This is a genomic window from Herbidospora mongoliensis (assembly GCF_001570545.1).
Taxonomy (GTDB): Bacteria; Actinomycetota; Actinomycetes; order Streptosporangiales; family Streptosporangiaceae; genus Herbidospora; species Herbidospora mongoliensis.
Map to the genome: position 1 here is coordinate 145,725 of NZ_BBXD01000024.1, position 25,544 is coordinate 171,268.

The 25,544-nt window shown below is 69.4% G+C and carries 26 protein-coding genes and 2 tRNA genes; 13 read left to right on the top strand and 15 right to left on the bottom strand.

Annotation, left to right across the window (positions count from 1 at the left end):
* Positions 1-49 precede the first annotated feature (49 nt).
* Positions 50-538: a hypothetical protein gene (locus tag AW272_RS35200; RefSeq protein WP_066374292.1), complete on the bottom strand. Its 489-nt coding sequence runs from the start codon at positions 536-538 to the stop codon at positions 50-52.
* 82 nt (positions 539-620) lie between these two features.
* Between AW272_RS35200 and AW272_RS35205 the strand changes: the two genes are divergently transcribed.
* Both AW272_RS35205 and AW272_RS35210 read left to right on the top strand, forming a co-directional pair.
* A complete protein-coding gene (locus tag AW272_RS35205) occupies positions 621-914 on the top strand; it encodes a hypothetical protein (RefSeq protein WP_066374294.1) in 294 nt (97 codons plus the stop codon).
* A gap of 33 nt (positions 915-947) precedes the next feature.
* The gene (locus tag AW272_RS35210) at positions 948-1,955 is read left to right on the top strand and encodes a zinc-dependent alcohol dehydrogenase family protein (protein WP_066374298.1); all 1,008 of its coding nucleotides are present in this window, start codon (positions 948-950) and stop codon (positions 1,953-1,955) included.
* Here AW272_RS35210 and AW272_RS35215 read toward each other — a convergent pair.
* Genes AW272_RS35215 through AW272_RS35230 form a run of 4 tightly spaced genes read right to left on the bottom strand, consistent with a single transcriptional unit; the run spans position 1,945 to position 5,451 of the window.
* Entirely contained in the window at positions 1,945-4,062 is a 2,118-nt protein-coding gene (locus tag AW272_RS35215; RefSeq protein WP_066374300.1) for a heavy metal translocating P-type ATPase, read from the bottom strand. The two genes, AW272_RS35210 and AW272_RS35215, sit on opposite strands and share 11 nt — an antisense overlap.
* Before the next feature lies 1 nt (position 4,063).
* On the bottom strand, positions 4,064-4,933 hold the full coding sequence (locus AW272_RS35220) for a DUF8832 domain-containing protein (protein WP_066374302.1): 870 nt from the start codon (positions 4,931-4,933) through the stop codon (positions 4,064-4,066).
* Positions 4,930-5,142 carry a heavy-metal-associated domain-containing protein gene (locus AW272_RS35225; protein WP_066374303.1) on the bottom strand — a complete coding sequence of 71 codons (213 nt, stop codon included), beginning with the start codon at positions 5,140-5,142 and terminating at the stop codon, positions 4,930-4,932. Before AW272_RS35225 ends, AW272_RS35220 begins: the two co-directional genes overlap by 4 nt.
* 27 nt (positions 5,143-5,169) lie before the next feature.
* Positions 5,170-5,451: a metal-sensitive transcriptional regulator gene (locus AW272_RS35230; RefSeq protein ID WP_066374305.1), complete on the bottom strand. Its 282-nt coding sequence runs from the start codon at positions 5,449-5,451 to the stop codon at positions 5,170-5,172.
* A 102-nt stretch (positions 5,452-5,553) separates the two neighbouring features.
* On the opposite strand from AW272_RS35230, the gene AW272_RS35235 reads away from it, so the two are divergent.
* Complete coding sequence (locus tag AW272_RS35235) at positions 5,554-7,455, top strand: copper-translocating P-type ATPase (protein ID WP_066374307.1); 1,902 nt, start codon at positions 5,554-5,556, stop codon at positions 7,453-7,455.
* Here the strand turns inward: AW272_RS35235 and glgA are convergent.
* Positions 7,425-8,606 carry a glycogen synthase gene (gene glgA, locus AW272_RS35240; protein ID WP_066374309.1) on the bottom strand — a complete coding sequence of 394 codons (1,182 nt, stop codon included), beginning with the start codon at positions 8,604-8,606 and terminating at the stop codon, positions 7,425-7,427. The two genes, AW272_RS35235 and glgA, sit on opposite strands and share 31 nt — an antisense overlap.
* 58 nt (positions 8,607-8,664) lie before the next feature.
* On the opposite strand from glgA, the gene glgC reads away from it, so the two are divergent.
* A complete protein-coding gene (glgC, locus tag AW272_RS35245; RefSeq protein WP_245657883.1) occupies positions 8,665-9,882 on the top strand; it encodes a glucose-1-phosphate adenylyltransferase in 1,218 nt (405 codons plus the stop codon).
* Positions 9,883-9,973: 91 nt separating this feature from the next.
* Here the strand turns inward: glgC and AW272_RS35250 are convergent, their stop codons facing one another.
* On the bottom strand, positions 9,974-10,561 hold the full coding sequence (locus tag AW272_RS35250) for an Rv1733c family protein (RefSeq protein ID WP_157519075.1): 588 nt from the start codon (positions 10,559-10,561) through the stop codon (positions 9,974-9,976).
* A 99-nt stretch (positions 10,562-10,660) separates the two neighbouring features.
* Here AW272_RS35250 and AW272_RS35255 point away from each other — a divergent pair, with 99 nt between their 5' ends.
* Positions 10,661-11,287: a hypothetical protein gene (locus AW272_RS35255; RefSeq protein WP_157519077.1), complete on the top strand. Its 627-nt coding sequence runs from the start codon at positions 10,661-10,663 to the stop codon at positions 11,285-11,287.
* On the opposite strand, the gene AW272_RS35260 is transcribed toward AW272_RS35255, so the two are convergent.
* Together AW272_RS35260 and AW272_RS35265 are read right to left on the bottom strand one after the other, a co-directional pair.
* Positions 11,274-12,302 carry a mechanosensitive ion channel family protein gene (locus AW272_RS35260; protein WP_083959025.1) on the bottom strand — a complete coding sequence of 343 codons (1,029 nt, stop codon included), beginning with the start codon at positions 12,300-12,302 and terminating at the stop codon, positions 11,274-11,276. The two genes, AW272_RS35255 and AW272_RS35260, sit on opposite strands and share 14 nt — an antisense overlap.
* A gap of 36 nt (positions 12,303-12,338) precedes the next feature.
* Positions 12,339-13,265: a Bug family tripartite tricarboxylate transporter substrate binding protein gene (locus AW272_RS35265; protein ID WP_157519079.1), complete on the bottom strand. Its 927-nt coding sequence runs from the start codon at positions 13,263-13,265 to the stop codon at positions 12,339-12,341.
* Between the two features lie 118 nt (positions 13,266-13,383).
* Here AW272_RS35265 and AW272_RS35270 point away from each other — a divergent pair, with 118 nt between their 5' ends.
* The 3 genes from AW272_RS35270 to AW272_RS35280 all read left to right on the top strand — a co-directional run bounded on the left by AW272_RS35270 (position 13,384) and on the right by AW272_RS35280 (position 15,375).
* Positions 13,384-13,779 carry a GntR family transcriptional regulator gene (locus AW272_RS35270; protein WP_369408805.1) on the top strand — a complete coding sequence of 132 codons (396 nt, stop codon included), beginning with the start codon at positions 13,384-13,386 and terminating at the stop codon, positions 13,777-13,779.
* A 181-nt stretch (positions 13,780-13,960) separates the two neighbouring features.
* Positions 13,961-14,755, top strand: a complete 795-nt coding sequence (locus AW272_RS35275) for an ABC transporter ATP-binding protein (protein WP_245657884.1) — start codon at positions 13,961-13,963, stop codon at positions 14,753-14,755.
* The gene (locus AW272_RS35280; protein ID WP_066374318.1) at positions 14,752-15,375 is read left to right on the top strand and encodes an ABC-2 membrane transporter-related protein; all 624 of its coding nucleotides are present in this window, start codon (positions 14,752-14,754) and stop codon (positions 15,373-15,375) included. Before AW272_RS35275 ends, AW272_RS35280 begins: the two co-directional genes overlap by 4 nt.
* Here the strand turns inward: AW272_RS35280 and AW272_RS35285 are convergent.
* The 3 genes from AW272_RS35285 to AW272_RS35295 all read right to left on the bottom strand — a co-directional run bounded on the left by AW272_RS35285 (position 15,372) and on the right by AW272_RS35295 (position 18,281).
* A complete protein-coding gene (locus AW272_RS35285; protein WP_066374319.1) occupies positions 15,372-16,277 on the bottom strand; it encodes an aldo/keto reductase in 906 nt (301 codons plus the stop codon). The two genes, AW272_RS35280 and AW272_RS35285, sit on opposite strands and share 4 nt — an antisense overlap.
* Positions 16,278-16,312: 35 nt before the next feature.
* Complete coding sequence (locus AW272_RS35290) at positions 16,313-17,665, bottom strand: glycoside hydrolase family 12 protein (RefSeq protein ID WP_066374323.1); 1,353 nt, start codon at positions 17,663-17,665, stop codon at positions 16,313-16,315.
* Between the two features lie 82 nt (positions 17,666-17,747).
* Positions 17,748-18,281 (bottom strand): TetR/AcrR family transcriptional regulator, encoded by a 534-nt coding sequence (locus AW272_RS35295; protein WP_083959026.1) that lies wholly within the window; start codon positions 18,279-18,281, stop codon positions 17,748-17,750.
* A gap of 86 nt (positions 18,282-18,367) precedes the next feature.
* Here AW272_RS35295 and AW272_RS35300 point away from each other — a divergent pair, with 86 nt between their 5' ends.
* Entirely contained in the window at positions 18,368-19,735 is a 1,368-nt protein-coding gene (locus tag AW272_RS35300; RefSeq protein ID WP_066374325.1) for an MFS transporter, read from the top strand.
* Positions 19,736-19,749: 14 nt separating this feature from the next.
* The gene (locus tag AW272_RS35305) at positions 19,750-20,283 is read left to right on the top strand and encodes a hypothetical protein (protein ID WP_066374326.1); all 534 of its coding nucleotides are present in this window, start codon (positions 19,750-19,752) and stop codon (positions 20,281-20,283) included.
* Positions 20,284-20,349: 66 nt separating this feature from the next.
* On the opposite strand, the gene glmS is transcribed toward AW272_RS35305, so the two are convergent.
* From glmS to AW272_RS35320, 3 genes are read right to left on the bottom strand one after another with little or no spacing between them, the layout of a single operon-like run.
* The gene (gene glmS / locus AW272_RS35310; protein ID WP_066374367.1) at positions 20,350-22,167 is read right to left on the bottom strand and encodes a glutamine--fructose-6-phosphate transaminase (isomerizing); all 1,818 of its coding nucleotides are present in this window, start codon (positions 22,165-22,167) and stop codon (positions 20,350-20,352) included.
* A gap of 5 nt (positions 22,168-22,172) precedes the next feature.
* Positions 22,173-22,436: a hypothetical protein gene (locus tag AW272_RS35315; RefSeq protein ID WP_245657885.1), complete on the bottom strand. Its 264-nt coding sequence runs from the start codon at positions 22,434-22,436 to the stop codon at positions 22,173-22,175.
* Positions 22,437-22,496: 60 nt separating this feature from the next.
* Positions 22,497-23,885 carry an amidohydrolase gene (locus AW272_RS35320; protein WP_066374327.1) on the bottom strand — a complete coding sequence of 463 codons (1,389 nt, stop codon included), beginning with the start codon at positions 23,883-23,885 and terminating at the stop codon, positions 22,497-22,499.
* 67 nt (positions 23,886-23,952) lie between these two features.
* On the opposite strand from AW272_RS35320, the gene AW272_RS35325 reads away from it, so the two are divergent.
* From AW272_RS35325 to AW272_RS35335, 3 genes are all read left to right on the top strand, one after another.
* Positions 23,953-25,341, top strand: coding sequence for a M14 family zinc carboxypeptidase (locus tag AW272_RS35325; RefSeq protein WP_066374328.1), 1,389 nt, complete (start codon positions 23,953-23,955; stop codon positions 25,339-25,341).
* Positions 25,342-25,371: 30 nt separating this feature from the next.
* Positions 25,372-25,443 (top strand) — tRNA-Gly (locus AW272_RS35330).
* 1 nt (position 25,444) lies between these two features.
* Positions 25,445-25,518 (top strand) — tRNA-Cys (locus AW272_RS35335).
* Positions 25,519-25,544 lie beyond the last annotated feature (26 nt).

Consider the following 25,544-nt stretch of genomic DNA (forward strand, 5'->3'; position numbering starts at 1 on the left):
AAGAAATCTACAGATTCAGGGTAGATCTTCGCGCATTAGGATTAACGGGTCATATCGTGGCGTAAACGACTTTCCACGCGCCGCCGTAGAGGCACTGGACGGAGACCTTCGCGTGCTTGGCCTCGGAGCAGACCTTCAGCTCGACGAGGGTCGCGTGCTTGTACGTGAAGCTGTAGGACGCCGGCGTCTTGTACGTGCAGTCACGGTAGGTCTTGTGGGTGAAGGGCTGCTGGCCGCCCTTCTGGTAGGTGATGCGGAAGACCGCGTAGCCGCAGGCGGAGCCCTTGGTCAGGTCGCTGATCTTGCCGCTGACCTGGATGTTGGCATCCTCGATGACGGCGCCGGGGTTGGTGATCACACCGGAGACGGAACCGGAGGTGTAGGCCTTCTTGGCGGGGCTGTAGCGGGTGAACTTCTTGGCCGGGGCCTGGTGGGTGAGTTCGGTCTTCGAGGCCACCGAGGGGTCGTCGGCGAACGCGGGGGCGGAAGGGATGAGGACGAGGGCAAGAGCTGCGACGAGGCCACCAAGGAGGCGCACGGCTGGTTCCCTTCAGGGGGTTTTTCTCTGTTGTGTCCCTACCATCTCGGATTCTCCTTGCACGACACTTACGATCCGGTTTATGGCAGGAGTCCTGAACACGCGGCGAGTCGCCTGGGAGGCCGCGCGGGTCTTCGTCGAGGCCTCGACGGCCGACGCCTACTGGTGGCTGGGCGACATGATCACCCGTCACCTGGGCGTCGTCTACCAGCTCAAACTGACCGAGACCCGGATGCACATCCTGGAGAACGACGCGGCCACGGTCGCGGAGACCGGGATGTGGCGGGCCAGGTTCGACGAACTGCTGAGCGAGCGGCCGGACATGACGCCGCTCATCGCGGACCTCACGAAGAAGACGGTCGCCCGCCTTCCCTAGGCTGGCTTTCATGACTTTTGAGATGGTTCGCTGATGCGCGCCGTGGTTTACGACGCCTTCAAAGAACAGCCGTCGGTGCGGGAGGTGCCCGATCCGGTCGCGGGGCCGGGCGAGGTGGTGGTGAAGGTCGCGGCCACGGGGCTGTGCCGGAGCGACTGGCACGGGTGGCAGGGGCACGACGCCGACATCCAGACTTTTCCCCATGTTCCCGGGCACGAGTTCGCGGGTGTGATCAGCGACATCGGGCCGGGGGTGACCGGCTGGGCCCTCGGCGATAGGGTCACCGCCCCGTTCATCATGTCCTGCGGCCACTGCGGCGAGTGCCGGAGCGGGAACCACCAGGTGTGCCCGGCGCAGACCCAGCCGGGGTTCTCCCACTGGGGGTCCTACGCCGAATACGTGGTGGTGCGCAACGCCGCCGTGAACCTGATCGCGCTGCCCGCCGATCTGTCGTTCGGCGCCGCCGCCGCGCTGGGCTGCCGGTTCGCGACCGCGTTCCGCGCCGTCGTCCACCAGGGCCGGGTGCGGCCCGGCGAATGGGTGGCCGTGCACGGTTGCGGCGGGGTCGGCCTGTCCGCGGTGATGATCGCGGCGGCGGCCGGTGCCCGGGTGGTCGCGGTCGACGTCCACCCCGACGCCCTCGCCCTGGCCGCCGCGTGCGGCGCCACCGAGACGCTTCCCCCTGGCCGGATCGACCGGCTGGTCGACGTCACCGGCGGAGCTCATCTGTCGATGGACGCCTTCGGCAGCCCGGAAACCTGCGCCAACTCGATCAGGAGCCTGCGCAGGCGCGGGCGGCACGTGCAGATCGGGCTGCTGCCCAGTGGCGCGGAGCTGCCGATGGGCCGGGTGATCGCGTGGGAGCTGGAGATCCTCGGCAGCCACGGCATGCCCGCCCACGCCTATCCCGAGATGCTCGCGCTGATCGAGAGCGGCTCGCTGGTGCCGGAGCTGCTGATCACCCGGACCATCTCCCTGGACGAGGCGGCCGACGCGCTCGTCCAGGGCGGCAAGCCCGGTGTGACGCTGATCAGCCCTTGAAGCCGCGCAGCCGGAGGCTGTTGCCGACCACGAAAGCCGACGACAGGGCCATCGCGGCACCGGCGATCATCGGGCTGAGCAGGCCGAGCGCGGCCAGCGGCAGGGCGGCGACGTTGTAGGCGAACGCCCAGAACAGGTTGCCCTTGATGATCCGCAGCGTCCGCCGGGACAGCCGGATCGCCGACGCGGCCACCCGCAGGTCGCCCCGGACCAGCGTCAGGTCGGCGGCCTGGATCGCGGCGTCCGCGCCGGTGCCCATGGCCAGGCCGAGATCGGCCTGCGCGAGCGCGGCGGCGTCGTTGACGCCGTCACCGACCATGGCGACGACGCGGCCCTCGCCCTGGAGGCGTTTGACGGCGTCGACCTTGCCGGCCGGGAGGACCCCGGCGATGACCTCGTCGATGCCGACCTGATCGGCGACCCGGCGGGCCACGGCCTCGTTGTCACCGGTCAGCAGGACCGGCTTCAGTCCGAGGGCTTTCAGCTCGGCGACGGCCTTGACCGACGAGGGCTTCAGGACGTCGGCGACGACCATGACGGCGGCGGGTGCGCCGTCGATGGTGATCCGCACACCCGTGCCCTCACTGGAGTCGGCGCGGCCGATGACGATCTCGTGGCCCTCGACCACGCCGCTGACCCCCTCCCCGGGGATCGCCGTGAAGTCGGTGACCGGCGGGAGGTTCGCGTGGCCGCGGGTCAGGGCGCCCGCGATGGGATGTTCGGAGGCATGCTCGACGGCGGCGGCGAGGCGGCGGACGGCTTCCTCCTCGAAGCCCGCTGCCACGGTCACGTCGGTGAGGGTCATCCGGCCCTGCGTGATGGTGCCGGTCTTGTCCAGGAGCACCGTGTCGACGCCTCGCGTCGATTCGAGCGCCTCCGGCCCCTTGATCAGGATGCCGAGCTGGGCCCCCCGGCCGGTGCCGACGAGGAGAGCGGTCGGGGTGGCCAGGCCCAGGGCGCACGGGCAGGCGATGATCAGCACGGCCACGGCGGCGGTGAAGGCGGCCGTGGGACCGTCGACCGCGAGCCAGAAGCCGAGGGTGCCCACCGCGAGGGCGATCACGACCGGCACGAAGACGCCGGAGATCCGGTCGGCGAGCCGCTGCACGCGGGCCTTGCCGGTCTGGGCCTCCTCGACCATGCGGGCCATCTGGGCCAGCGTGGTGTCGGCGCCGACGCGGGTGGCCTTCACGACCAGGCGGCCACCGGCGTTGACCGTCGCGCCGGTCACGGCGTCGCCCGCGCTGACCTCCACCGGCATCGACTCGCCGGTCAGCATCGAGGCGTCGACCGCCGACGCGCCCTCGTGGACGACGCCGTCAGTGGCGATCTTCTCGCCGGGACGGACCACGAACAGGTCGCCGGCCTTCAGCAGCTCGGCCGGGAGACGGGTCTCCTTGCCGTCGCGCAACACCGCGACGTCTTTGGCGCCGAGTTCCATCAGGCCGCGCAGGGCGTCTCCGGCGCGGCGTTTGGCGCGGGCCTCGAAGTAGCGCCCGGCCAGCAGGAACGCGGTCACACCCGCGGCGGTCTCCAGGTAGATGTTGCCGGAGCCGTCGCTGCGCTCGATCGCGAACGAGAACGGGTGGATCATGCCGGGCGTTCCGGCGGTGCCCAGGAACAGCGCCCACAGCGACCAGCCGAACGCGGCCAGCGTGCCGAGCGACACGAGGGTGTCCATGGTGGCGGCGCCGTGGCGCAGGTTGGTCCAGGCGGCCTTGTGGAACGGCCAGCCGGCGTAAGTGACGACGGGGGCGGCCAGGGTGAGCGAGAGCCACTGCCAGTAGGTGAACTGGAGTGCCGGGATCATGGCCATCGCGATCACCGGGACCGCGAGGACCACGGCGGTGATCAGCCGGTCTCGCAGCGGGTCTCGGCCTTCTGCCTGTTTGGTCTCTTCAGGCAATGTCGCGCTGTATCCAGCTTTCTTGACCTCCTCGACCAGCGCCTTCACGGACACACCTGGCGCGAAGACGACGTTGGCCTTCTCGGTGGCGTAGTTGACCGTGGCGGTCACGCCGTCGAGTCTGTTGAGCTTGCGCTCGATCCGGTTGGCGCACGACGCGCAGGTCATCCCGCCGATCGAGAGCTGGATCAGGTTCGGCATGTCATCCCTCCAGCGTGAACGACGCGGTGCGGACGGTGCCGCCGTGCTTGAAGTCGAAGAACAGCCGGTAGGAGCCGCCTTCGCGGGGCGCCTGGGCCATGAAGATCAGCCCGGACATCGGGTGGACGTGCAGGTAGGCCAGGTCGCCCGCCCGCAGCGCCACCAGGTGGCCTTGAGCGCCCAGGTAGGGCTCCAGCTCCTTGATCGGCTGGCCATCTTTACTGACCGTGAAGGAGAGCGGCGAGGGCTGGCCCGGGTTCATCGCGCCCTGGAGGGTGACGGTGTAGCCGTCGACCGTCGACGTTCGGCTCGTGGCCGGGAACGGGTCGGGGCGGAAGTCGCCCGGGGCGGTCAGGTCGGCGCCGAGGGTCATGGCCGGGCCGCCTTCGGGGGCGAAGTCGGCGTACATGCGGTAAGTGCCGGGTTCCGGGAGGGTGAGCGGGATGGTCCAGGTGCCGTCGGAGGCCAGCTCGGGGTGCAGGTGCTGGAAACCACCCAGGTCGCGGGGGGCCACGATCAGGTGCAGCTTCTTCTCGTGGGCGAGCTGGAAGGCGGTGACCGGCTTCCCGTCCGGGCCGAGCACGTGGAAGGCGAAATCGAGGCTCTTGCCCGGCTTCAGCGTGGTGGTCACCGGGCGCAGGCGGTAGCCGTCCTGGGAGATCCGCAGGCCGCCCGGTACGGGTGGGGCGGTCTCCCCGGTCTCCTCATGGGCGTGACCCCCATGGGCGGGCGCCTCCGGAGCGTCCGCGGGCGCGTAGTCGGCGTAGCGGCGCGGCATGGTGTCATTCTGGGTGGCGCCGACCGCGTAGGCCCCGCCGAAGACGACGGCGAGGCCCGCGGCGAACACGCCCAGCTTGGTCACGGTGTTCACGCCGGGCCCACCAAGGTGTAGCCGGCCTCCTCGACGGCGGCCTTTACTGCGGCCTCGTCGATCGGGGTCTGGCTGGTCACGGTCACCTGGCCGGTCGGCACGTCGACCTTGACGTCGCTGACGCCCGCGATGCCCCTGACCTCTTCCGAGACGGAACTCGCGCAGTGGCCGCAGGTCATGCCGGTGACGGAGTAGGCGGTGACGGTCATGACGGATCCTCTTTCACGTTCGGGAAGTTACGAGCGGACGAGCCGGGCGATGGCGTCGGAGGCCTCTTTGATCTTGGCGTCGGCCTCGGGGCCGCCCTTGGCGGTGGCCTCGGCGACGCAGTGGGCCAGGTGCTCTTCCAGCAGGGCCAGCGCGAACGACTGCAGCGCGCGGTTGGCGGCCGACACCTGGGTCAGCACGTCGATGCAGTACTTGTCTTCTTCGACCATCCGCTGTAGGCCTCTGACCTGGCCCTCGATCCGGCGGAGCCGCTTCAAGTGGTCCTGCTTGTTGTCGGTGTAACCGTGCATAGCGACCTCCCCGGGCCTTCGTCCTTGCTCAAGAGTACCCCTAGGGGGTAGTGGTATAGAATCTAGCATACCCCCCGGGGGTTTCTACGAGGAGGACCCGAAATGCACGATCACCATGTGGCGCGGTACCGGCGGCTGTTCTGGGTCATGCTGGTGCTGGCCGTGCCGACGGTGCTGACCTCCGGCATGTTCGCCGCGATCATCGGCTACTCGGTTCCCGACGCGGGCTGGGTCTCGCCGGCCCTCGGCACCGTCATGTACTTCTGGGGCGGATCGCCCTTCCTGACCGGCGCCGTGAGCGAACTGCGGTCCCGCACGCCCGGGATGATGCTGCTGATCGGGCTGGCCATCACGGTCGCGTTCGTGGCGTCGCTGGGCGCGAGCCTCGGCTTCCTCGACCACGAGCTGGACTTCTGGTGGGAACTGGCGCTGCTGATCGTGATCATGCTGCTGGGCCACTGGATCGAGATGCGCTCCCTGGCCCGCACCACCTCGGCCCTCGACTCGCTGGCCGCGCTGCTGCCCGACGAGGCCGAACTGGCCGACGGCTCGGTGGTGCCGCCGTCCGAGCTGCGGGTGGGCGATCTGGTGCTGGTCCGGCCGGGTGGCCGGGTCCCGGCCGACGGCGTGGTCGTCTCCGGTTCCGCCGGGATGGACGAATCCATGATCACCGGGGAGTCCGCGACCGTCCGGAGGTCCGAGGGCGATCGCGTCGTGGCGGGGACGGTGGCGACCGACTCCGGCCTGCGGGTCGAGGTGCGGGCGGTCGGTGAGGACACCGCGCTGGCGGGCATCCGGCGGCTGGTCGAAGACGCGCAGAACTCGACCTCCCGGGCGCAGCGTCTCGCCGACCGCGCGGCGGCGCTGCTCTTCTGGTTCGCCCTGGGCGCCGGGGTGATCACGGCGGTGGTGTGGACGCTGCTCGGGCACCCCGACGAGGCGGTGATCAGGACCATCACCGTGCTGGTGATCGCCTGCCCACACGCGCTCGGGCTGGCGATTCCCCTGGTGGTGTCGATCGCGACCGAGCGGGCGGCGCGAGCGGGGGTGCTGATCAAGGATCGGCTGGCGCTGGAGAGCATGCGCACCGTCGACACCGTGATCTTCGACAAGACCGGCACCCTGACCAAGGGCGAGCCGGCGGTCATCGAGGTGACGTCGGACGACGTGCTGGCCCTCGCGGCGGCGGCCGAGGCCGACTCGGAACACCCGCTGGCCAGGGCGATCGTGGCCGCCGCGAAGGAACGGGGGCTGTCGGTCCCTTCGTCGTCGGGCTTCACCTCCTCCCCCGCGATCGGCGTGTCTGCCGAGGTCGACGGCGCGCGGGTGCAGGTCGGCGGGCCGGGACTGCTCGCGATGGAGGGTGCGCGGGCGCTGCGGGAGGCCTCGGGCTCCACGGTGCTCCACGTGCTGGTCGACGGTCACGTGAAGGGCGCGCTGACACTTGCCGACGAGATCCGGCCGGAGTCGCGGGAGGCCGTCTCCCGGCTCGAGGCGCGCGGGGTCGACGTGGTGATGATCACTGGAGACGCCCATCAGGTGGCCGCCGTGGTCGCTCAGGAGCTGGGGATCGAGCGCTACTACGCGGGAGTGCGGCCGGAGGACAAGGCGGGAGCCGTACAGGAACTTCAGGACGAGGGGCGGCGGGTCGCGATGGTCGGCGACGGGGTGAACGACGCGCCCGCGCTGGCGCGGGCGGACGTCGGCATCGCGATCGGGGCGGGTACCGACGTCGCCATCGCGTCGGCCGGGGTCATCCTCGCCGGCGACGACCCCAGGGCCGTGCTGTCGGTCATGGATCTCTCCCGGGCGACGTACCGGAAGATGAAGCAGAACCTGTGGTGGGCCGCGGGTTACAACATCATTTCGGTCCCGCTGGCCGCGGGGGTGCTCGCCCCGGTCGGGTTCGTGCTGCCGATGTCGGTCGGCGCGATCCTGATGTCGGCCTCCACGGTCGTCGTCGCCACCAACGCTCAGCTGCTGCGGCGGCTGAGGCTCTCGTAGAGATCCTTCGTACGGTCGGCGATGGCCGGCCAGGAGAAGGAGGCGACCGCACGGGCCCGGCCCGCGCGGCCCATCCGGGCGGCCAGGGCGGGGTCGGCGAGGAGCCGGTTGACGTCGGCGGCGATGGCGTGGGCGAAGACGGCCGGGTCGCGGGGCTCGCCGTGCTCACCTGCGTCGATGGGCACCAGCAGGCCGGTCTCGTCGTGGGCGACCACCTCGGGGATGCCGCCGGTCGCGGTGGCCACCACCGCCGTCTGGCAGGCCATGGCCTCCAGGTTGACGATGCCCATGGGCTCGTACACGGACGGGCAGACGAAGACGGTCGCGTGGGTGAGGATCTCGATGATCTCCGGGCGCGGGCGCATCTCGGTGATCCAGATGACGCCCTTGCGGGTGGCCTGGAGCTCCTCGACCAGGGCGGTGACCTCGGCGGCGATCTCGGGTGTGTCCGGAGCCCCGGCGCAGAGCACGAGCTGGGCGGCGGGGTCGAAGTCCCTGGCGGCGCGCAGCAGGTGGGTCAGGCCCTTCTGGCGGGTGATCCGGCCGACGAAGACCACATAGGGCTTGGTCGGGTCGATGCCGTGCCTGAGCAGGGCGGCGTTCGTCGGCGCGGGCGCGTACTCGTCGGTGTCGATGCCGTTGTGGATCACGGTGACCCGGTCGGGGTCGATCTCCGGGTAGCAGGCCAGGACGTCGCGGCGCATGCCGCCGGACACCGCGATGATCGCGTCGGCGGCGGTCAGGGCGGTGCGCTCGGCCCACGACGACAGCACGTAACCGCCGCCGAGCTGCTCGGCCTTCCACGGGCGGTGCGGCTCGAGGCTGTGGGTCGTGACGACGTGCGGGATGCCGTACAACATCTTGGCGACGTGGCCCGCAAAGTTGGCGTACCAGGTGTGCGAGTGCACGACGTCGGCGCCCGCGCAGGCGGAGGCCATCTCCAGATCGGTCCCGAGCACCTGAAGGGCGGCGTTCGCCAAGGTCAGGCCCGGCGGAGTGGCGTAGGCGTCGGCTCCTTCGCGGGGTTCGCCGAAGCAGCGGACCCGCGCGTCGAGGAGCCGTCGCAGCTCGCGCGAGAGGTACTCGATGTGCACACCCGCGCCGCCGTAAACGTCGGGCGGGAACTCACGGCTCAAAAGATCGACACGCATATACGCAGCCTAGTGTTTGCGACCCTTTTGACGGGTTAAGGTCTGCCTCATGAGGGTCATGGCAATTGTGCTCGCCGGTGGTGAAGGTAAGCGGCTGATGCCGCTGACTGCGGACCGGGCCAAACCGGCGGTGCCGTTCGGCGGCATCTATCGGCTGATCGACTTCGTCCTGTCGAACCTGGCCAACGGGCATTATTTGCAGATCGTGGTCTTGACCCAGTACAAGAACCACAGCCTGGACCGGCACATCTCGCGGACCTGGCGCCTGTCGGCGATGCTCGGCAACTACGTGACGCCGGTGCCCGCCCAGCAGCGCCTGGGCCCCCACTGGTTCTCCGGATCGGCCGACGCCCTCCTCCAGAACCTGAACCTGGTCTACGACGAGCTGCCCGACCACGTGATCGTGTTCGGCGCCGACCACATCTACCGCATGGACCCGCGCCAGATGGTGGAGCAGCACATCGACTCGGGCGCCGACGTGACGGTGGCCGCGATCCGCCAGCCGCTTGGGCTGTCGGACCAGTTCGGCGTGATCGAGACCGACCCGACCGGCCGCCGCATCACCGCGTTCCGCGAGAAGCCGAAGGACGCCGTCGGCCTGCCCGACGCCCCCGGCGAGATCTACGCCTCGATGGGCAACTACGTCTTCAGGACCCAGGCCATGATCGAGGCCGTCCGCGAAGACGCCCTGGACCCCAACAGCAAGCACGACCTGGGCGGCAACATCATCCCGATGATGGTCAAAGCGGGCAGCGCCGAGGTGTACGACTTCAAGAACAACATCGTCCCCGGCTCGACCGAGCGGGACCGCGGCTACTGGCGCGACGTGGGAACCCTGGACGCCTACTACGACGCCCACATGGACCTGATCTCGCCCCACCCGGTCTTCAACCTGTACAACGACCGCTGGCCGATCTACACGGGCCACGACCCGCTGCCGCCGGCCAAGTTCGTCCACAACGACGGCGACCGCGTCGGGCGCGCGATCGACTCGCTGGTGTCGGCGGGTGTGATCATCTCCGGGGGTTTGGCGCTGCGTTCGGTGCTGTCGCCCGGGGTCATCCTGCACAGTCACGCGCAGGTCGAGGACTCGGTGCTGATGGGGAACGTGAAGGTCGGGCGGGGCGCCATCGTGCGCCGGGCCATCGTCGACAAGAACGTCGTCATTCCTGACGGGGCCCGCATCGGGTTCGACCTCGAAGAGGACCGTCAGCGCTTCGAGGTCACCGACGACGGCGTCGTGGTGATCGGCAAGAACGAGATCATCGACCGTTGACGTGAGTCATGGCCGACCTTTGAACTTCAAGGTCGGCCATGACGGTAGCGCCCGTTCGACGTCATTGGCTCCGTTGATGACCACCAGCCCGCTAGCGCCCGTTGATTCGCCACGTGGGTTCGACGACGGTCCAGGCGTCGGCCCATTCGCGGCGGACCCGGCGCCACACCAGCATCCGGGTCATTCCCAGCAGGGCGCACGTTCCGACGATGGCACCGAGCGGGATGCCGGTGGCCACGGTCAGCGCGGCGACGACGGTGGTCTCGCGGTCGCGTGGGCGCGGGACCACCTGGCCCTGCGCGTCGGTGTAGATCGTGACCTTCTGGCCTTTTAGCGCCAGGACCGGGGCCTGGATCAAGCCTTCGTGGCTCCGGCCGTCGAGGCCCTGCCAGCCGGCCGGGACGGTCGCGGTGGCCGGGGCGTTGACGGTCGTGTGCATGCGGGCGTCGCCCAGCAGTGTCGCCTCGGTGGCGTGCCGGGCGTGGGCCTGTTGTTGTTCTGTCCGGACACCCTCGCCGTAGGCCTTCATGCCCAGCATCAGCCCGCACACCACGGCGGCGAACGTGACAAGGACGGCCAACCGGCGGACCGTCGCCTCGGCGCGGTCACACGGGCGGCGCAGCGGGTTCCGATCGAGGCCAAGCCAGCGCCGGAACCGGATCACGGGATTTGCAGCCATCTCCCCACCTCTAGGGAGACCTACCACTTCACATCCGGTTTATGCCTATTTCCGGATTTGCGAGCAGGCCTTCCCGACGGTTCGCGTTAGGCTCGGGGCGTGCGTCCAGCCCTCGTCGCCCTCATGGCGCTGCTCCTACTGACGGCCTGCACCGAGGAGGAGCCGAAGCCCATCCCGGGCACGGAGGTGCCGAACGGTTTCCACCGCATCGGCGGGATCGCGAACGGCGTCTCGATCGGCGTACCGACCGTCTGGAAGAGCGCCGACTTCTCGAAGCCCGACGGCGAGGCCCAGATGACCGCCACGGGCCTGACCGGCACGGCACTCGAGAGGGCCAAGAAGGGGATCGCGGCCCTCATGTCCGCGAAGGCCGTCTACGCCGTCGATCCCACCAGCGAGAAGAAGTCCGCAGCTGGCCTCGTCACCAACTTAAGCGGCCTGTGCCGGCCGAGCGTGGGCGCCTCCGACGACGCGCTGATCGCGGTGGCGAGCAAGGAGATCGCCTCCTACGACGCGAAGATCGTCGACGCGGGCCCGGTGACGCTGGGAACGGTTCACGGCGTGCGCATCCGCTACACCGCGGAGATGTACGGCGCCCAGTCTCAGGGCACCCAGTACTACATCCCCTCCCCCAAGGGCACCACCTGCGTGGTGACGCTGACGACCGACCTGGCGGGCATGGAGAGCCTGTTCGAGCAGATCGGCTCGACGATCAGGCTTCTGTGATCCGGACCCTGGGGAGGCTCTCGGGATGGTTCTCCCGGATCCAGGTCACCAGGTGTTCCCTTACGTCACATCGCAGGTCCCAGGCGCTCGCCGAGTCGGCGGCCGACATGAGCGCGCGCACCTCGACCAGACCGTTGGGCAGCACGTCCGTGACCTGAAGGGTCCAGTCCTTCTGGTCCCAAAGCGGGTTCTCCTTGATCGCCCGGTGCAGCTCGGCCCGCAGCTCGGCGATCGGCACCGCCCAGTCAACGCGGAGGAAGACGGTGGCGAGGATCCGGCTCTCGTGCCGGGTCCAGTTCTCGAACGGATTGTTGGCGAAATGGGAGACGGGCAGCATCAGCCGCCGCTCGTCCCAGAGCCGCAGCGACACGTAGGTGAGGGTCAGTTCCTCGACCCGCCCCCACTCCCCCTGCACCACCACGACGTCGTCCAGCCTTATGGCGTCGGAGAAGGCGAGCTGTAACCCCGCCAGCAGGTTGCCGAGGGTCGACTGGGCCGCGATGCCGACCAGCACCCCCGCGATCCCCGCCGACGCGAGCAGCCCAGCGCCGAGCGCCCTGACCTGCGGGAACGTGAACAGCATGGCCCCGAGAGCGACCACGATGACAACGGCGGCGCAGACCCGTCTGACGAGCGCGATCTGCGTCCTGATCCGCCGCGCCCGCCGGTTGGCGGCCCCTTCGACCAGGACCAGCCGTTCCAGTACGACATCCGTCACCGCGTAGGCGGCCTGAATCACGAGCCAGGTGACCGAGAAGATCAACGCGATCGTGGCGAGATGCCCGACCCAGCCTTCGGCGCCCGGCGAGATGAGGCCCCGGTCGTAAACAGCGGTGGCGGTCGCGAGAGCGGCGGTCACGAACCCGGGCCACGTGCAGCGCCGGACCAACGGCCCGGCCAGAGCCCAGCGTTCCCCGATGAGCCTCGAGCGCAGGATGCGTCTGACCAGCTCAACCGCGATGAGGGCGGCGAGCACGGCGATGGCGAGGGAGATCCAGTTCCATGCGTCCGTCACTGGACGAGATCATCACATTTCTAGCATTTTGTCAGATTATTGCCTGATGCCCAGGTCGGTCAGGATGTCCCGGGAGCGGGTGGATTCGACGCCCAGCCAGTCGTGGAAATCCGGGCCGTCGAGGTAGAGCGGGGCCCAGCGGTGGCGGCGGCAGGAGGCCGACCATTCGGCTGAGGCGCTGACGCCTCGGCAGATGTCGAGCAGGTGGGCGCGGTCTTCCTCGCGCAGGCTGCCGGGGGCCAGTAGGCCGCGCCAGTCGGCGTGGATGTGGCGTACACCCGATTCCATCAGGGTCGGCGCGTCGACCTCCGGCAGACGCTCGGGGGCGGAGACGGCCAGCGCTCTGATGCGGCCCGCGCGGATCTGCGGTGCGAGCTGGGCGAGCCCGCCGACGCCGGCGGCGATGCGGCCGTCGAGGAGGGCGCCGAGGAGGCCTTCCTTGCCGGGGAAGGCGGCGTAGTCGACCAGTCTCGCGTCGGCGCCGAGGCCTTTCGCGATGAGGCCGCACAGGACGTGGTCGGGGCCGCCGTAGGTACGGCCGCCCATCAGGATCGAGGCGGTGTTCCCGCGCAGGGTGGCGGCGAGGCCGTCGAAGTCGCGGAGTTTGCCGCCCATCGGGGCGACGACCACCGACCATTCCCCGGCCATCCGGGCGAGCGGGACGGTGCCGACCGTGTTGACCAGGGCCGGCCCGGCTACGAGCAGTCTGCCGTGGCCCTTGCCCCGGGCGAAGCCTCTGATCGTGGCCTTGTCGCCTTCGCAGGTGGTGACGTTGACGGCGTGGGCGAGGCCGCGTCGCCGGACCACCGTTCTGAGCTCGTGGGCGAAGCGGTCGTCCTTGCCGCCCACGGTGGCCGGGACGACCAGGGAGAGCGGCACGCCCAGAGGACGTGGGTCTGCCCCGCAGCCGGCGGCCAATGCGGCAAGCCCGGCTCCCCACAGGAGGAACTCCCGACGCCGCACTCCGCCCTCCCTTCGGTTACACGATGAGCATATGTCTGATTACTTGGCGTTACATAGGCGGGGTCTGGGTTGACGCCGGCCGAGCTTCGTCGATTAACTAATGCATTAGTGGAATGAGGTGAGCGGATTGATCGAGTTCTCGCTCGACAAGAGGTCGGGCGTGGCGACGTACATGCAGATCGTTCAGCAGGTGGAGCAGGCCATGCGGCTCGGGCGCCTGGGCCCCGGCGACCGGCTGCCGACGGCGGCCGAGGTGGTGGGGCGGCTGGCCATCAACCCGAACACGGTGCTGCGGGCCTATCGGGAGCTGGAGTCCCGAGGGCTGGTGGAGCCCCGGCCGGGGCTGGGGACGTTCGTGCAGCGGTCGCTGGGCCGGCCGCGCGACCCCGCTCTGGAACGGGGGCTGGTGTCGTGGGTGCGGGAGGCGCGGGCCGCGGGGCTGGGACCTGAGGACATCCGGGCCCTGGTGGAGTCGGCCCTGTCCGGCGGATTGACGGAGGAGGCCACGGCATGACCGTCAACGGCTCATATACCGAAATTTCGTTACGCCATCACCAACCAGCCGTGGAGGCCGGCGCATGAATCAGGATTTCGTTGCCGGCGACGTACATCCCAGTTCGGTTCCTGCTCTTGAGGTGACCAATGCCGGGCTTCGGTATGGCCGGACCTGGGCCCTTCGTGGGTGTTTCGCCAGCGTGCCGCAAGGGCGGGTGGCCGCTCTGGTCGGGCCCAACGGTGCCGGTAAGTCGTCGTTGATGCGGCTCGCCGTCGGGCTGCGGCGGGCCGATGAGGGTGACGTCAGGGTGTTCGGGCGGCCCCCGCGCGGCGCGAACCTGCCGAGGGTCGCGTTCGTCGCGCAGGACAAGCCGCTCTATCCCGAGCTCACCGTCGCCGAGACGATCAGGGCCGGGGCCGGGCTGAACCCCCGGTTCGACACGCCGGGCGCGCGCAAGCGGCTCGACGATCTGGGCATCCCCCAGGCCAAGAAGGTCCGTCAGCTGTCTGGGGGCCAGCGGGCTCAGGTGGCCATCACGCTGGCCGTCGCCAAGAGGGCCGATCTCATCGTGCTCGACGAGCCTCTGGCCAACCTCGATCCGCTCGCCCGGCACGAGGTCATGGAGGGGCTCATGTCCGCCGTCGCCGAGCGGGGGCTGACAGTGCTGCTCTCCTCGCACGTCGTCGCCGAGCTGGCCGAGGTCTGTGACCACCTGATCCTGGTCTCGCAGGGAAGGGTGCAGGTCGCGGGGGACATCGAGGAGCTGGTGTCGGAACACCGGTTGCTGGTGGGTCCTTCCGGTACGGCTCCCGCCGGAACCTATGACGTCGTCGGCAGCAGCGAGACGGAACGGCAGACCACCCTGCTGGCGAGGGTGCGCGGCCCGATCCACGACCCCCGCTGGACCGCACGCGAACTCTCCCTGGAGGACATGGTGCTCGGCTACCTGCGCACGCCCGACGCGGTGCTCGCCCCGAGGCCGGTGGCGCTGTGACCTGGCTCGCGATACGACAGCACCGCATCCGCATGATCAGCATGGCCCTCGTGGTCGTCCTGTGGGCCGGGTTCGTCACCGCCGAACGCCTCTATCCGGGCATCCGCGGCATCTCGGCGAGCCTGTTCGCCTACCTCCCGCTGGTCATGGGCGTGTTCCTGGGCGCGCCGCTGCTGTCGCGGGAGTACGAACGCGGCACCCACCAGTTCGCCTGGACCCAGAGCGTCACCCGCAGCCGGTGGCTCGCCCCCCAGGTCATCACCGCCGCCGTCCTGGGGCTGGCCACGACGGGGCTGGTCACCGGCCTGATCTGGTGGTCGCTGCGGACACTCCCCCACGAGCTGACCGGCCTGCTCCCCTTCACCTGGACGCTCTTCGCGGTCGCCCTCGGCACGTTCTGGAGCGCCGTCACCCGGCGGACCACGGTCGCGATGGGCTCGGCGTTCTTCGGCGTCGCCGCCTGCCAGCTCATCGCCGAGGGGCTGCGCAACCGGGCCACCCGCGAGTTCGGCTGGGCCCCCGCCACGCTCGGCGCGGTGGAGGCCGCGATCACAGCCGGACTCGCGGGCGCCCTCATCGCGGGCGCGTGGTGGTTCGTCACGCACCGCGATCCCGGCTAGACGTCCAGCACGGCCAGGTCCCCGGGGGAGAGCCGAGGGAGGGCCAGCAGTTCGTCCAGCTGGGCAATCGTGGAGGGGCCGATGATCGGGCTGACCCCGTTCGCGAGCAGCCAGGCCAGCACGACCTGGTTCCGGGTCGCCCCGAGGCCGTCGGCCACCTGTGAAAGCGCGGCGAGCTTCCGGGTGTTCCCGGGGTGGTCGTAGGCCTCGGGGAAGGGGCGCTCAGGTCGTACATAGGAACCGGAAACCAGGGGCGTGTAGGCCCACAGGTCGAGGCCTTCCGAGGCCACGTAGTCGAGGGTCTCGTCGGTCACCCAGGCGAATCGGTGGTTGACGCCCTCCACCCGGGTCCACGGTCTCGGGGTCGTGTACGAGTAGCGCAACTGCAGCGCCGAATAGGGCGCGCCCAGGGCGCGGGCGCGCTCGACCCGCCACGTGGGGTGGTTCGAGACGCCGACGCGACCGGTCAGGCCATCGGCGACCAGGCCCGACAGCGCGTCGGCCGTCTCCTCGAGAGGGACCGACCGGTCTTCCATGTGGGTCCAGAAGAGGTCGACGTGGTCGATCCCGAGGCGGTCGAGGCTCAGGTGCAGCGCCTCCTTGAGGGCCCGCGCCGACAGGCCCTCGCGGTTGGCGGGCCACTCACCCGGGCCCACCGGCTCGGCCCCGGCCTTGGTCGCCAGGGTGAGCCGGTCACGCAGGCCCGGACGGGCGGCCAGCCAGCGGCCCAGGAGCCGCTCGCTCTGGCCGCCCCGACCGCCGGGGTCGTTCCAGAACGCGTAGCAGTTCGCGGTGTCGATCACCGTGCCACCGGCGTCGACGAACCGGTCGAGCAACGCGAACGAGGTGCTTTCGTCAGTCAGGGTGCCGAAATTCATGGCCCCGAGCACGAGGGAGGTCATGGTCCCCAACCTTGAACCCTGGAGTGCGCTCCAGGTCAAACCTGGGTGCAGCCCGAGATCGACGGCACTCCGCTGCTGCCCGACCGGGTGGCCTGGAAGCCGAAGTTGGTGCTCTGGCCCGAGCTCAGGCTGGCGTTGTAGCCCATGCCGCGGATCGTCACACTCGACCCGCTGACCGTGACCTGGGAACTCCAGCTCGACGTGATCTGGTGGCCGGACGGCAGGGTGAAGGGCAGCGACCAGTTCGAGGCCGGGCCGGTCAGCGTGAACTGGGCGACATAGCCGCCGCCCCACTGGTCGAACCGGACGGTGCAGCTTCCGGTCTGCCCCCCTCCCGTGGTCGTCGTCACCGAAGCCGTGTTCGACTGGGAGGAGACGTTCCCGGCGGCGTCGTAGGCGACCACGTAGAACTGGTACGCGGTCGAGCCGCTCAGCCCGGTCGCGCTGAACGAGGTCGACGTCGAGGTCCCGACCTGGGTGAACGACCCGCTGGACCCCTGGCGGCGGAAGATCCGGTAGCCCGAGACGCCGACGTTGTCGGACGAGGCGCTCCACGAGAGGTTCGTCGAGCTCGACGTCGTGCTGCCGCCGTTCAGGTTCGAGGGCGCGCTGGGGGCGGTGGTGTCCTGGTTGTTGCCCCCGCCGGTCGAGTAGGTGAAGTTGTTCACCGTCAGCCCCGCGCCGCCGATCCACGGTTCGAACCCGGCCTGGACGCTGGTCAGGTACCACGACCGCTGCGCGTAGCCGCGGGAGACCGCGTCGCTGTAGAAGGTGTTCACGGCGAAGTCCATCGAGGAGGTCGCGGACGTGCGGACGTACGAGATCACGTTCCAGCCGATGTTGCCGAACCAGACCTGCCAGGTCCCCCCGGCCAGGCTCACCGTCCCGACCTGGCTGCCGATCGGCTGTATGGAACCCTGGCGGTTGAGCCAGATCATGACCTCGGCGCCGGTGTTCTGGCCGTCGGTGCGGGGCGTCGGGTCGAACCAGATGTCGTAGGCGGCGTCCCACGTGCCGCTCGACGGATAGCTCATGCTGACGCTGGTCCGGACGTTGCCGAACGCCGAGGAGGAGGCCTGCATGGGCAGGTTGCTGCCGGTCGAGCAGTTGGCGTAGTGGCAGCCCGCGTAGATCGTCGGGTAGGACGCCGGAGCACCGTTGGTGGCGTTGTTGTGATTGGCCGACTGGATGGTGAAGCCACCCGCCTGGTTGACGTCGATGCACTGGGAGGTGCTCGCGCCCCAGACGTTGTTGATCACGACGTAGCGACCGGACTGGACGGTGGTGGCACCGTACTTCTCGCAGATGACGGGCGCGGCCTGCGCGGGGGTGACGCCGAAGAGCACGAAACCGCCGAGCAACGCCGCCACAAGGGCGATGCGTCTCATGTCACGGACGCTAAGTCGGCTCGGTGAAGCGGCCTATCGAAGCCTTAAGGAAAAGGCGCCGACCTGCGCGAGAGCCTGAAACTTACAGCAGCACGCCCTCGAGGAAGAGATCGAGCAGCCGCTCCTGCCGGACCGGGTCGCTCTCGCACGACCACGCGATGCCCTGGACGACCGACGACACGTCGGCCTGGGTCAGGTCGGCCCGCACCACTCCGGCCTTCTGGGCGCGCCCGAGCAGTTCGGTGCCGACGGAGAAGATGACCTCGCACGATCCCCACAGCGGAGATTCGGGGTTGTTGATCGCCACGGCCAGCTCGGCGGTGAGCCCCCGGGTGGTGGTGATGTGACGGAGCTGGGCCAGCAGCCACTGCCGCAGCGCGAGCCCCGGATCGTCGACGTCGAGCTCGCGCGCGAAGGTCGCCATCGCCTCGAAGCCGTCGCGGAGCACAGCCAGGATCAGGTCCTGCCGGGTCGGGAAGTGCCGGTAGAGCGTGCCGACGCCGACCCCAGCGGACCTGGCGATGTCTTCGAGCGACGCCTCGGTGCCCTTCTCCGCGAACGCCGCGCCGGCCTCGGTCAGCAGACGGTCGTAATTGCGGCGCGCATCAGCCCTCACGGCAACTCCCTTGCATAAGCGGAGGCAGCCTCCGTATATTTACCGGAGTCGGCCTCCGATTATTTTATCGCCCGAAGGGCCTCCCCATGAACCCTCGCCAGCGCATCACGCTGTTCGTCGTCGCCCTCTCCCAGCTCATGCTGATCCTGGACGGCACGATCGTGACCGTCGCCCTCCCCGGCATCCAGGAGGAACTCGGCTTCAGTCCGGGAGGCCTGTCGTGGGTGATGAACGCGTACATGCTGGCCTTCGGCGGCCTGCTCCTGCTCGGCGGCCGGGCCGGCGACATCCTCGGCCGCCGCCGCGCCCTGATGGCCGGAGTCCTGATCTTCACCCTGGCCTCCCTGCTGGGCGGCTTCGCCCCCGGCCCCGAGGCCATGATCGCCTCCCGCGTGCTGCAGGGCGTCGGCGGCGCTCTGGCGGGCCCGGCGGGCATGGCGTTGATCACCGGCAACTTCCCTGAGGGCCCGCTCCGCAACCGGGCCATCGCCGTGTTCACCTCGGTCGGTGCGGCGGGGGCCGCGATCGGGCTGCTCGCGGGCGGTGTGCTGACCGACCTCGTGTCGTGGCGCTGGGTCATGTTCGTGAACGTGCCGATCGGCCTGGCGATCCTCGCCCTGACCCCGCTGTTCGTCCGCGAGACCGCCCGCGTCCCCGGCCGCTTCGACCTGGCCGGAGCCGTGACCGCCACGACAGGTTCTTCCAGTCTCGTGTACGGCCTGGTGCGCGCCTCCGAACAGGGCTGGAACGACGGGTGGGCCCTCGTCTCGCTGATCGGCGGTTCGCTGCTGCTGTCCCTGTTCGTCCTGGTCGAACGACGCGCGTCGCAGCCGGTGCTGCCGCTGCACCTGCTCGCCGAGCGCTCCCGCGTGGCCGGTTACGCGACGATGCTGCTGATCCCGGCCGCGATGATCGGCATGTTCTTCTTCCTGACCCAGTTCGTCCAGCTCCAGCTCGGCTACTCACCCCTGCAGGCGGGCCTCGCCTTCCTGCCGCTGGCGCTGACCATCCTGACGGTCTCGCAGCTCGCGGGCCGCATCCTGCGCGTGGTGAAACCGCAGACGGCGGCGGTCGCCGGCATGCTGCTGATCCCGGCCGGCCACGTGTGGCTGTCGAAGCTCGACGCGACGACGTCCTACTTCCCCGGCATCTTCGTCCCGCTGGTCATCATGGGCGTGGGCATCGCGGGGGCGCTGGTCGTCATGAGCATGCGGATCATCAACGGGGTCCCGGGCGAGGACGCCGGCGCGGCGTCGGGCCTGCTCCAGGCGATGCAGCAGATCGGCGGATCGCTGGGGCTGGCGGTCCTGGTGACGGTGTACTCGTCGGTGGGCCTTGAGGCGACGTTCCTGACGGCGGCGGGCTTCTCGGTGCTGTCGCTGGTGATCGTGACGACCCTGCGGCCCCGCGCGGCTGTGGCGGAACCGAAGGAAGGGATGATCGTCCACTTGTGATCCAGAATGGGAGGGTGGACCCCGCGTTCTCCGAACTGCTCCTCACCTACTGCCAGACCAAAGACCTCGCCGACCTGGCCGCCGCCCGAAATCGCGCGGAGGAACTCGGCGACCCCCATGCGATCATGCTGATCAACAACCTCAGCGCCCTTGCAGAGGGCAAGGACCGGCGTATCGCCACGGCGGCGGACAACGAACCGCTCCTGGCCATGATCCCCGCGTTCATGGCCAAGGACCTCACGTCCCTCCGTGACGCGATCGCGACCTTCCCTCCCGACTCGGTCACGGGCGCGTACCTGCGCTCCCTGGTGATGGGCGACATCGAGGGCCTGCTCAGCGCGATCGACCAGCTGCCCCTGTCCGACCGCAGCACGCTGCTGGCCCTCGCAGCCGAAGGCCAGCAGGAGCTGTACGCAACCACCGGAGAGCCGCACCTGCGGGACGCGTCGATCAGGACCATGGAGGAGCTGGCCCGCCTCAAGGACGGCGTTCGCGACCCTTCGCCGCGCCGAAGATGGTGGCTCGGTCGGCGCCGGCGACCTAACTGATGATCCGCCCGTATCGGAAGAATATGCCCTGACCACTTCTCGAGTGGTCAGGGCATTCCTACGTGGTCACTCCACCGTCACGCTCTTGGCGAGGTTGCGGGGCTTGTCGACGTCGCGGCCCAGGGCCACCGCCGCGTGGTAGGCGAACAGTTGCAAGGGGATCGACAGCAGGATCGGGTCGAGTTCGTTCTGGTTCTTGGGGACGACGATGCAGTCGTCAGCCTGGTCGGACTGGCGGTGGCCGATCATGAGGATGCGGCCGCTGCGGGCGCGGATCTCGCCCAGGGTCGTGAGGTTCTTGTCGAGCATCTCGTCGTCGGGCACGACCGCGACCGTCGGCATGTCCGGTCCGATCAGGGCCAGCGGGCCGTGCTTGAGCTCGCTCGCCGGGTAGGCCTCCGCGTGGACGTAGGAGACCTCTTTGAGTTTCTGCGCGCCCTCACGGGCCACCGGGTAGCCGCGCACCCGGCCGATGAACATCATCCCGGGCGACGCCGCGTATTTGTGGGCGAGGGCCCGGATGTGCTCCTCCTGGGTGAGGATCTCCTTGATCTGGTCGGGGAGCGCGCGCAGGCCGTCGCAGATGCGTCGCCCGTCGGCGGGTGACAGGTCGCGAACGCGGCCGAGGTGCAGGGCCAGGAGGGCGAAGGCCGCGGCCGTGGAGGTGAACGCCTTCGTCGAGGCGACCGAGACCTCGGGGCCCGCGTGGAGGTAGACGCCGCCGTCGCACTCGCGGGCGATGGCCGAGCCGACCGTGTTCACGATGCCGAGGACGCGGCCGCCCTTGCGCTTGAGTTCCTGCACGGCCGCCAGGGTGTCGTAGGTCTCGCCCGACTGGCTGATGGCCACATAGAGGGTGTCGGCCTCGACGACGGGGCTGCGGTAGCGGAACTCGGAGGCGGGTTCGGCGTCGGCGGGGATGCGGGCCAGTTCCTCGATGAGCTGGGCGCCGATCTGGCCGGAGTAGTAGGCCGAGCCGCAGCCGATGATCTTGACGCGGCGGAACGAGCGGGTCTCGCGCGCGTCCATGTTCAGGCCGCCCAGGTGGGCGATGTGGAACCGGTCGTCGATGCGGCCGCGCAGCGTGCGGGCGATCGTGTCGGGCTGCTCGGAGATCTCCTTGAGCAGGTAGTGCTCGTAGCCGCCGGTGTCGTAGTTGGCGGTCTCCCAGTCGACGGTCAGCGGCTCTTTGGCGGTCTCGCGGGCGTCGCCGCCGAAGGTGTTGAAGCCGTCGGCCTTCAGGACGGCCAGCTCGCCGTCCTCCAGGTGGACGACCTGACGCGTGTACCGGACCAGCGCGGCCACGTCGGAGGCGGCGAACATCTCCTTCTCGCCGATGCCCAGCACGATCGGGCTGCCCAGCCGGGCCACCACGACCTCGCCGGGGCGGTGCGCGTCGACGACGGCGATGCCGTACGTGCCGACGATGCTCTTCAGGGCCCGCCGGACGGCGTCCTCAAGCGAGTCGGTCTCCTCGACGGCGCGGCTGATCAGGTGGGCGAGGACCTCGGTGTCGGTCTCGCTGAGGAACTTGACGCCCTCACCTTCGAGGCGTTGCCGCAGCGCGTCGGCGTTCTCGATGATGCCGTTGTGGACGACCGCGATGCGCTCGTCGGTCGACAGGTGGGGGTGGGCGTTGAGGTCGCTCGGCACGCCGTGGGTGGCCCAGCGGGTGTGGCCGATGCCGGTGGCGCCTTTGAATCGGGCCGGCATCACGGCCGCGAGGTCGGCCACGCGGCCCTTGACCTTGCGGGTCTTGAGCGCCTTCGACGCGACGACGGCGACGCCCGCGGAGTCGTAGCCGCGATATTCGAGCCTCTGGAGCCCCTCCAGCAGAATGGGCGCGGCGTCCTTCGACCCGACGTAGGCCACGATTCCGCACATGTAGTTCACCCTCCGTAGATGATCCGGCGGAGCTGGCGCTGCGACAGCTCCGGTGCCGCGACCCGGCGCGCGGGCAGCTCCAGGGCCACCCGGCGGAAGATCTCGTCGTTGCCGAGCCCGCGTGCCCGCATTTCGGCATGCCTACGCCTGACATAGGCATCGGTGGTCTCGCCGAAATAGCTGAGCACGTCGGCGACCACCCTCGCCGCCTCACCCGGACCGAGCGAGGTCGTCCGCATGAGGTGGGCGATGAGGTCGTCGTACGGCACAGAGATGGACCTTACGGAGGAGAAACCGGGAATACCAAGAATCCTGCCCGGAATCGGGCATCAAACTCCGTTTCTGTACGTCCATCTCCCGGCGAGCAGCGTTCCAAGGATCTCCGGATGCCGCAGATCAGACATGTCGCCCACGATGACGAGGTCGGCCGTTTCACCGTGGCTGATCGTCAGCCGACCTCCAGCAGCCGCCGCGAGCGCGATCTCCAAGGGAATGGCCTGCTCGGGATGCCAGGCCGGCCGGTCGTCGTCGGTCCGGGTGACGGCGGAGGCGATGCCGTCCCACGGGTCGAGGGGCGACACCGGCGCGTCGGAGCCGATCTCGATCGTGCCCCCCGCGGCCAGCAGGTCGGCGAAGGCGTAGGCACGGTCGGTCCGCCCCGGCCACTGCGCGTCGGCGACCTCACGGTCGTCGGGCTGGTGGGCAGGCTGCACACCGGCGACGAGACCCGGCAGGGCGAATCGGGGGAAGTCCTTCCGGGAGACGAGCTGCGCGTGCTCGATGCGTCCCGGGCAGCCGAGAGCGTGGAAGGCGTCGAGGGCGATCGTGACCGCGTCGTCGCCGATGGCGTGCACGGCGGGATGGATCCCGTGCTGACTCGCCCGCGCCATCACCCCGGCCAGTTCCGCCGGCGGGAGCTCCAGCAGGCCTCGGGAGGTCGTGCCGGGATAGGGGTCGGCGCAGTAGGCGGTCCGGGTGTTGAGAGACCCGTCCACGAACATCTTGACCGGCCCGACCTGGAGGAACTCACCGATTTCCTGTCCGGTACGCAGCCCGCGCGCGATCGCCTCCTCCAATCGGTCCCGGGGAATGGAACAGGCCACCCGCACGTCGGTCCGGCGGCGCTGCCAGTCGCTCACGTTGTCGGCGTACTCGAAATCGATGATCCCCGTCACGCCCCGCGCCGCCGCGGCCGTCATGGCCTCGGCCACCCACGCGTCCATCTGCTCGACCGGAGGCGGCGGCAGCGCGGCCAGCCCGCGGAAGCAGTCGCCTTCGAGCAGGACCCCGGTCGGGTGATCGCCTCGCCCGATCAGAGCGAGGGCCGCCTGGTTGAACCACGCCGTGTGGAGGTCATTGCTGACCAGGATGATCGGGTGCTCGCCGGGCAGCAGGTCCTTGTGCATCTCGTCGGACCAGAACGCGTCGCGGAAGCCGAAGCCCATGGTGGGCTCGCCAGGTCGTACAGCAGAAAGAATGAGAGAGACGGCGTGCGCCGCGGAGGTGGCGGCCGACAGATCGGCGCGGCGGCGGTTCTGGGCCCACTGCACGGAGTGCACGTGGGCGTCCACGAGGCCGGGCAGCACGATCGCACCCTGGAGATCGACGATTTCGTCGGGGGTGATGCTGTCGGGGGCGACGACACGCCCAGCCGAGATCGCGAACGCGGTGAGCGGCCCACCAACCCCAACTTGGGCATTCCTGAACAGGAGAGACATGCCTTGAACCTTATTTGTCAGTCTTTGTGTCTTTATAGGGGGTATGGTCCGTGTGCATGCTTAAGGGATGCTTGCTCACGAACTGAAGCGTGAACTCGGCACCGTCCCCGAGTACGACCGGTTCGCCACCGTCGACGAGGTCAACGACTACCTGACCGGCCTGGCCGCCGCCCATCGCGACCTCGCCTCGATCGACCGCATCGGCACCTCCCGCCTGGGCGATCCCCTCCTGTGCCTGACCATCGGCACCGGCGACCGCGACATCGTGGTCGCCGCCGGACCGCACCCGAACGAGCCCATCGGCGGCCTGACGGTCATGCACCTGGCCACCAGGCTCTGCGAGGATCCTTTTGTTCGCTATGGGGCCCGCTGGCACATCGTCGGCTGTCTCGACCCGGACGGCACCCGCCTGAACGAGGGCTGGTTCGCCGGCCCGTACACCAAAGCCCACTACGGCCGGCACTTCTACCGCCCGGCAGGTGACGAACAGGTCGAATGGACCTTTCCCTTCACCTACAAACGCTCCTATTTCGACCGCGTCCTGCCGGAGACCCTGGCTCTGATGCGCCTGATCGACCGCACCCGCCCGGCCTTCCTGACCACCCTCCACAACGGCGAACTGGGCGGCGTCTTCTACTACCTGTCGCGCCCCGAACCCGAACTCCAGGCGGTGCTCGCCGAACTCCCCGCGATGTTCGGCCTCCCCCTGCACGTCGGCGAACCCGAACACCCCGCGATCGGCCAGCTCGCCCCCGCGATCTTCCTCACCCCGCGCATGGAGGAGACCTACGACTACGTGGAGGCGCTCGGCCAGGACCCGACGGAGGTCATCACCGGCGCCGCCTCCGACACCTACGCGGCCCGCTGGGGCACGCTCTGCCTGACCGCCGAACTCCCCTATTGGGTCGACCCGGCCGCCGGCGACACCTCGGAAACCTCGATCTCGTACGGGGAACTGATCCGCACCCAGGCCGTCCACCTGCGCGACACCGCCACCATCCTGGAAGAGACGCTGACCGGGGTGACCGCCGACCTGATCAGCTCCTCCCCCTTCCTGCGGGCCTCGCGCTTCTTCATCCCGATGCTGGCCAGCATCGCCGCGACCGACGAGAACCGCTCGACGGCCCCGTCCGCATCCCGCTCGGCGACCGCCGCCGAGGTCTCCTCGTGCCGTGATCTCGTACACAGCTACCGGCTGCGCTTCGGGGGGATGCTGCTGCGCGGCCTCGAAGGGGAACTCGCCATCGGCAACGGGACGCCGGCCATCAGAAGGGGCTGCCGCGCCCTGACGGAAACCTACGAGAAGTGGTGTGTGGACGCGGAAAACGAGATGTCCGACCAGACGATACCCATCGCTCACCTGGTGGCCATCCAGTACGGCGCGATTCTCGCCGGGGCGCGGCACGCGCTAGGTGCGCGCGAGCACCCGGGAAACACGCTAAAGTCTTCTTCGTGAGGCCGAGCCCTGCGGGGCTCGGAAGATCATGCGGAAGTGGCTCAGGGGTAGAGCATCACCTTGCCAAGGTGAGGGTCGCGGGTTCGAATCCCGTCTTCCGCTCGGTGGAGTGGCCGAGAGGCGAGGCAACGGCCTGCAAAGCCGTCTACACGGGTTCAAATCCCGTCTCCACCTCCAGGTCGTCACGAGAACCTCGTGAAGTC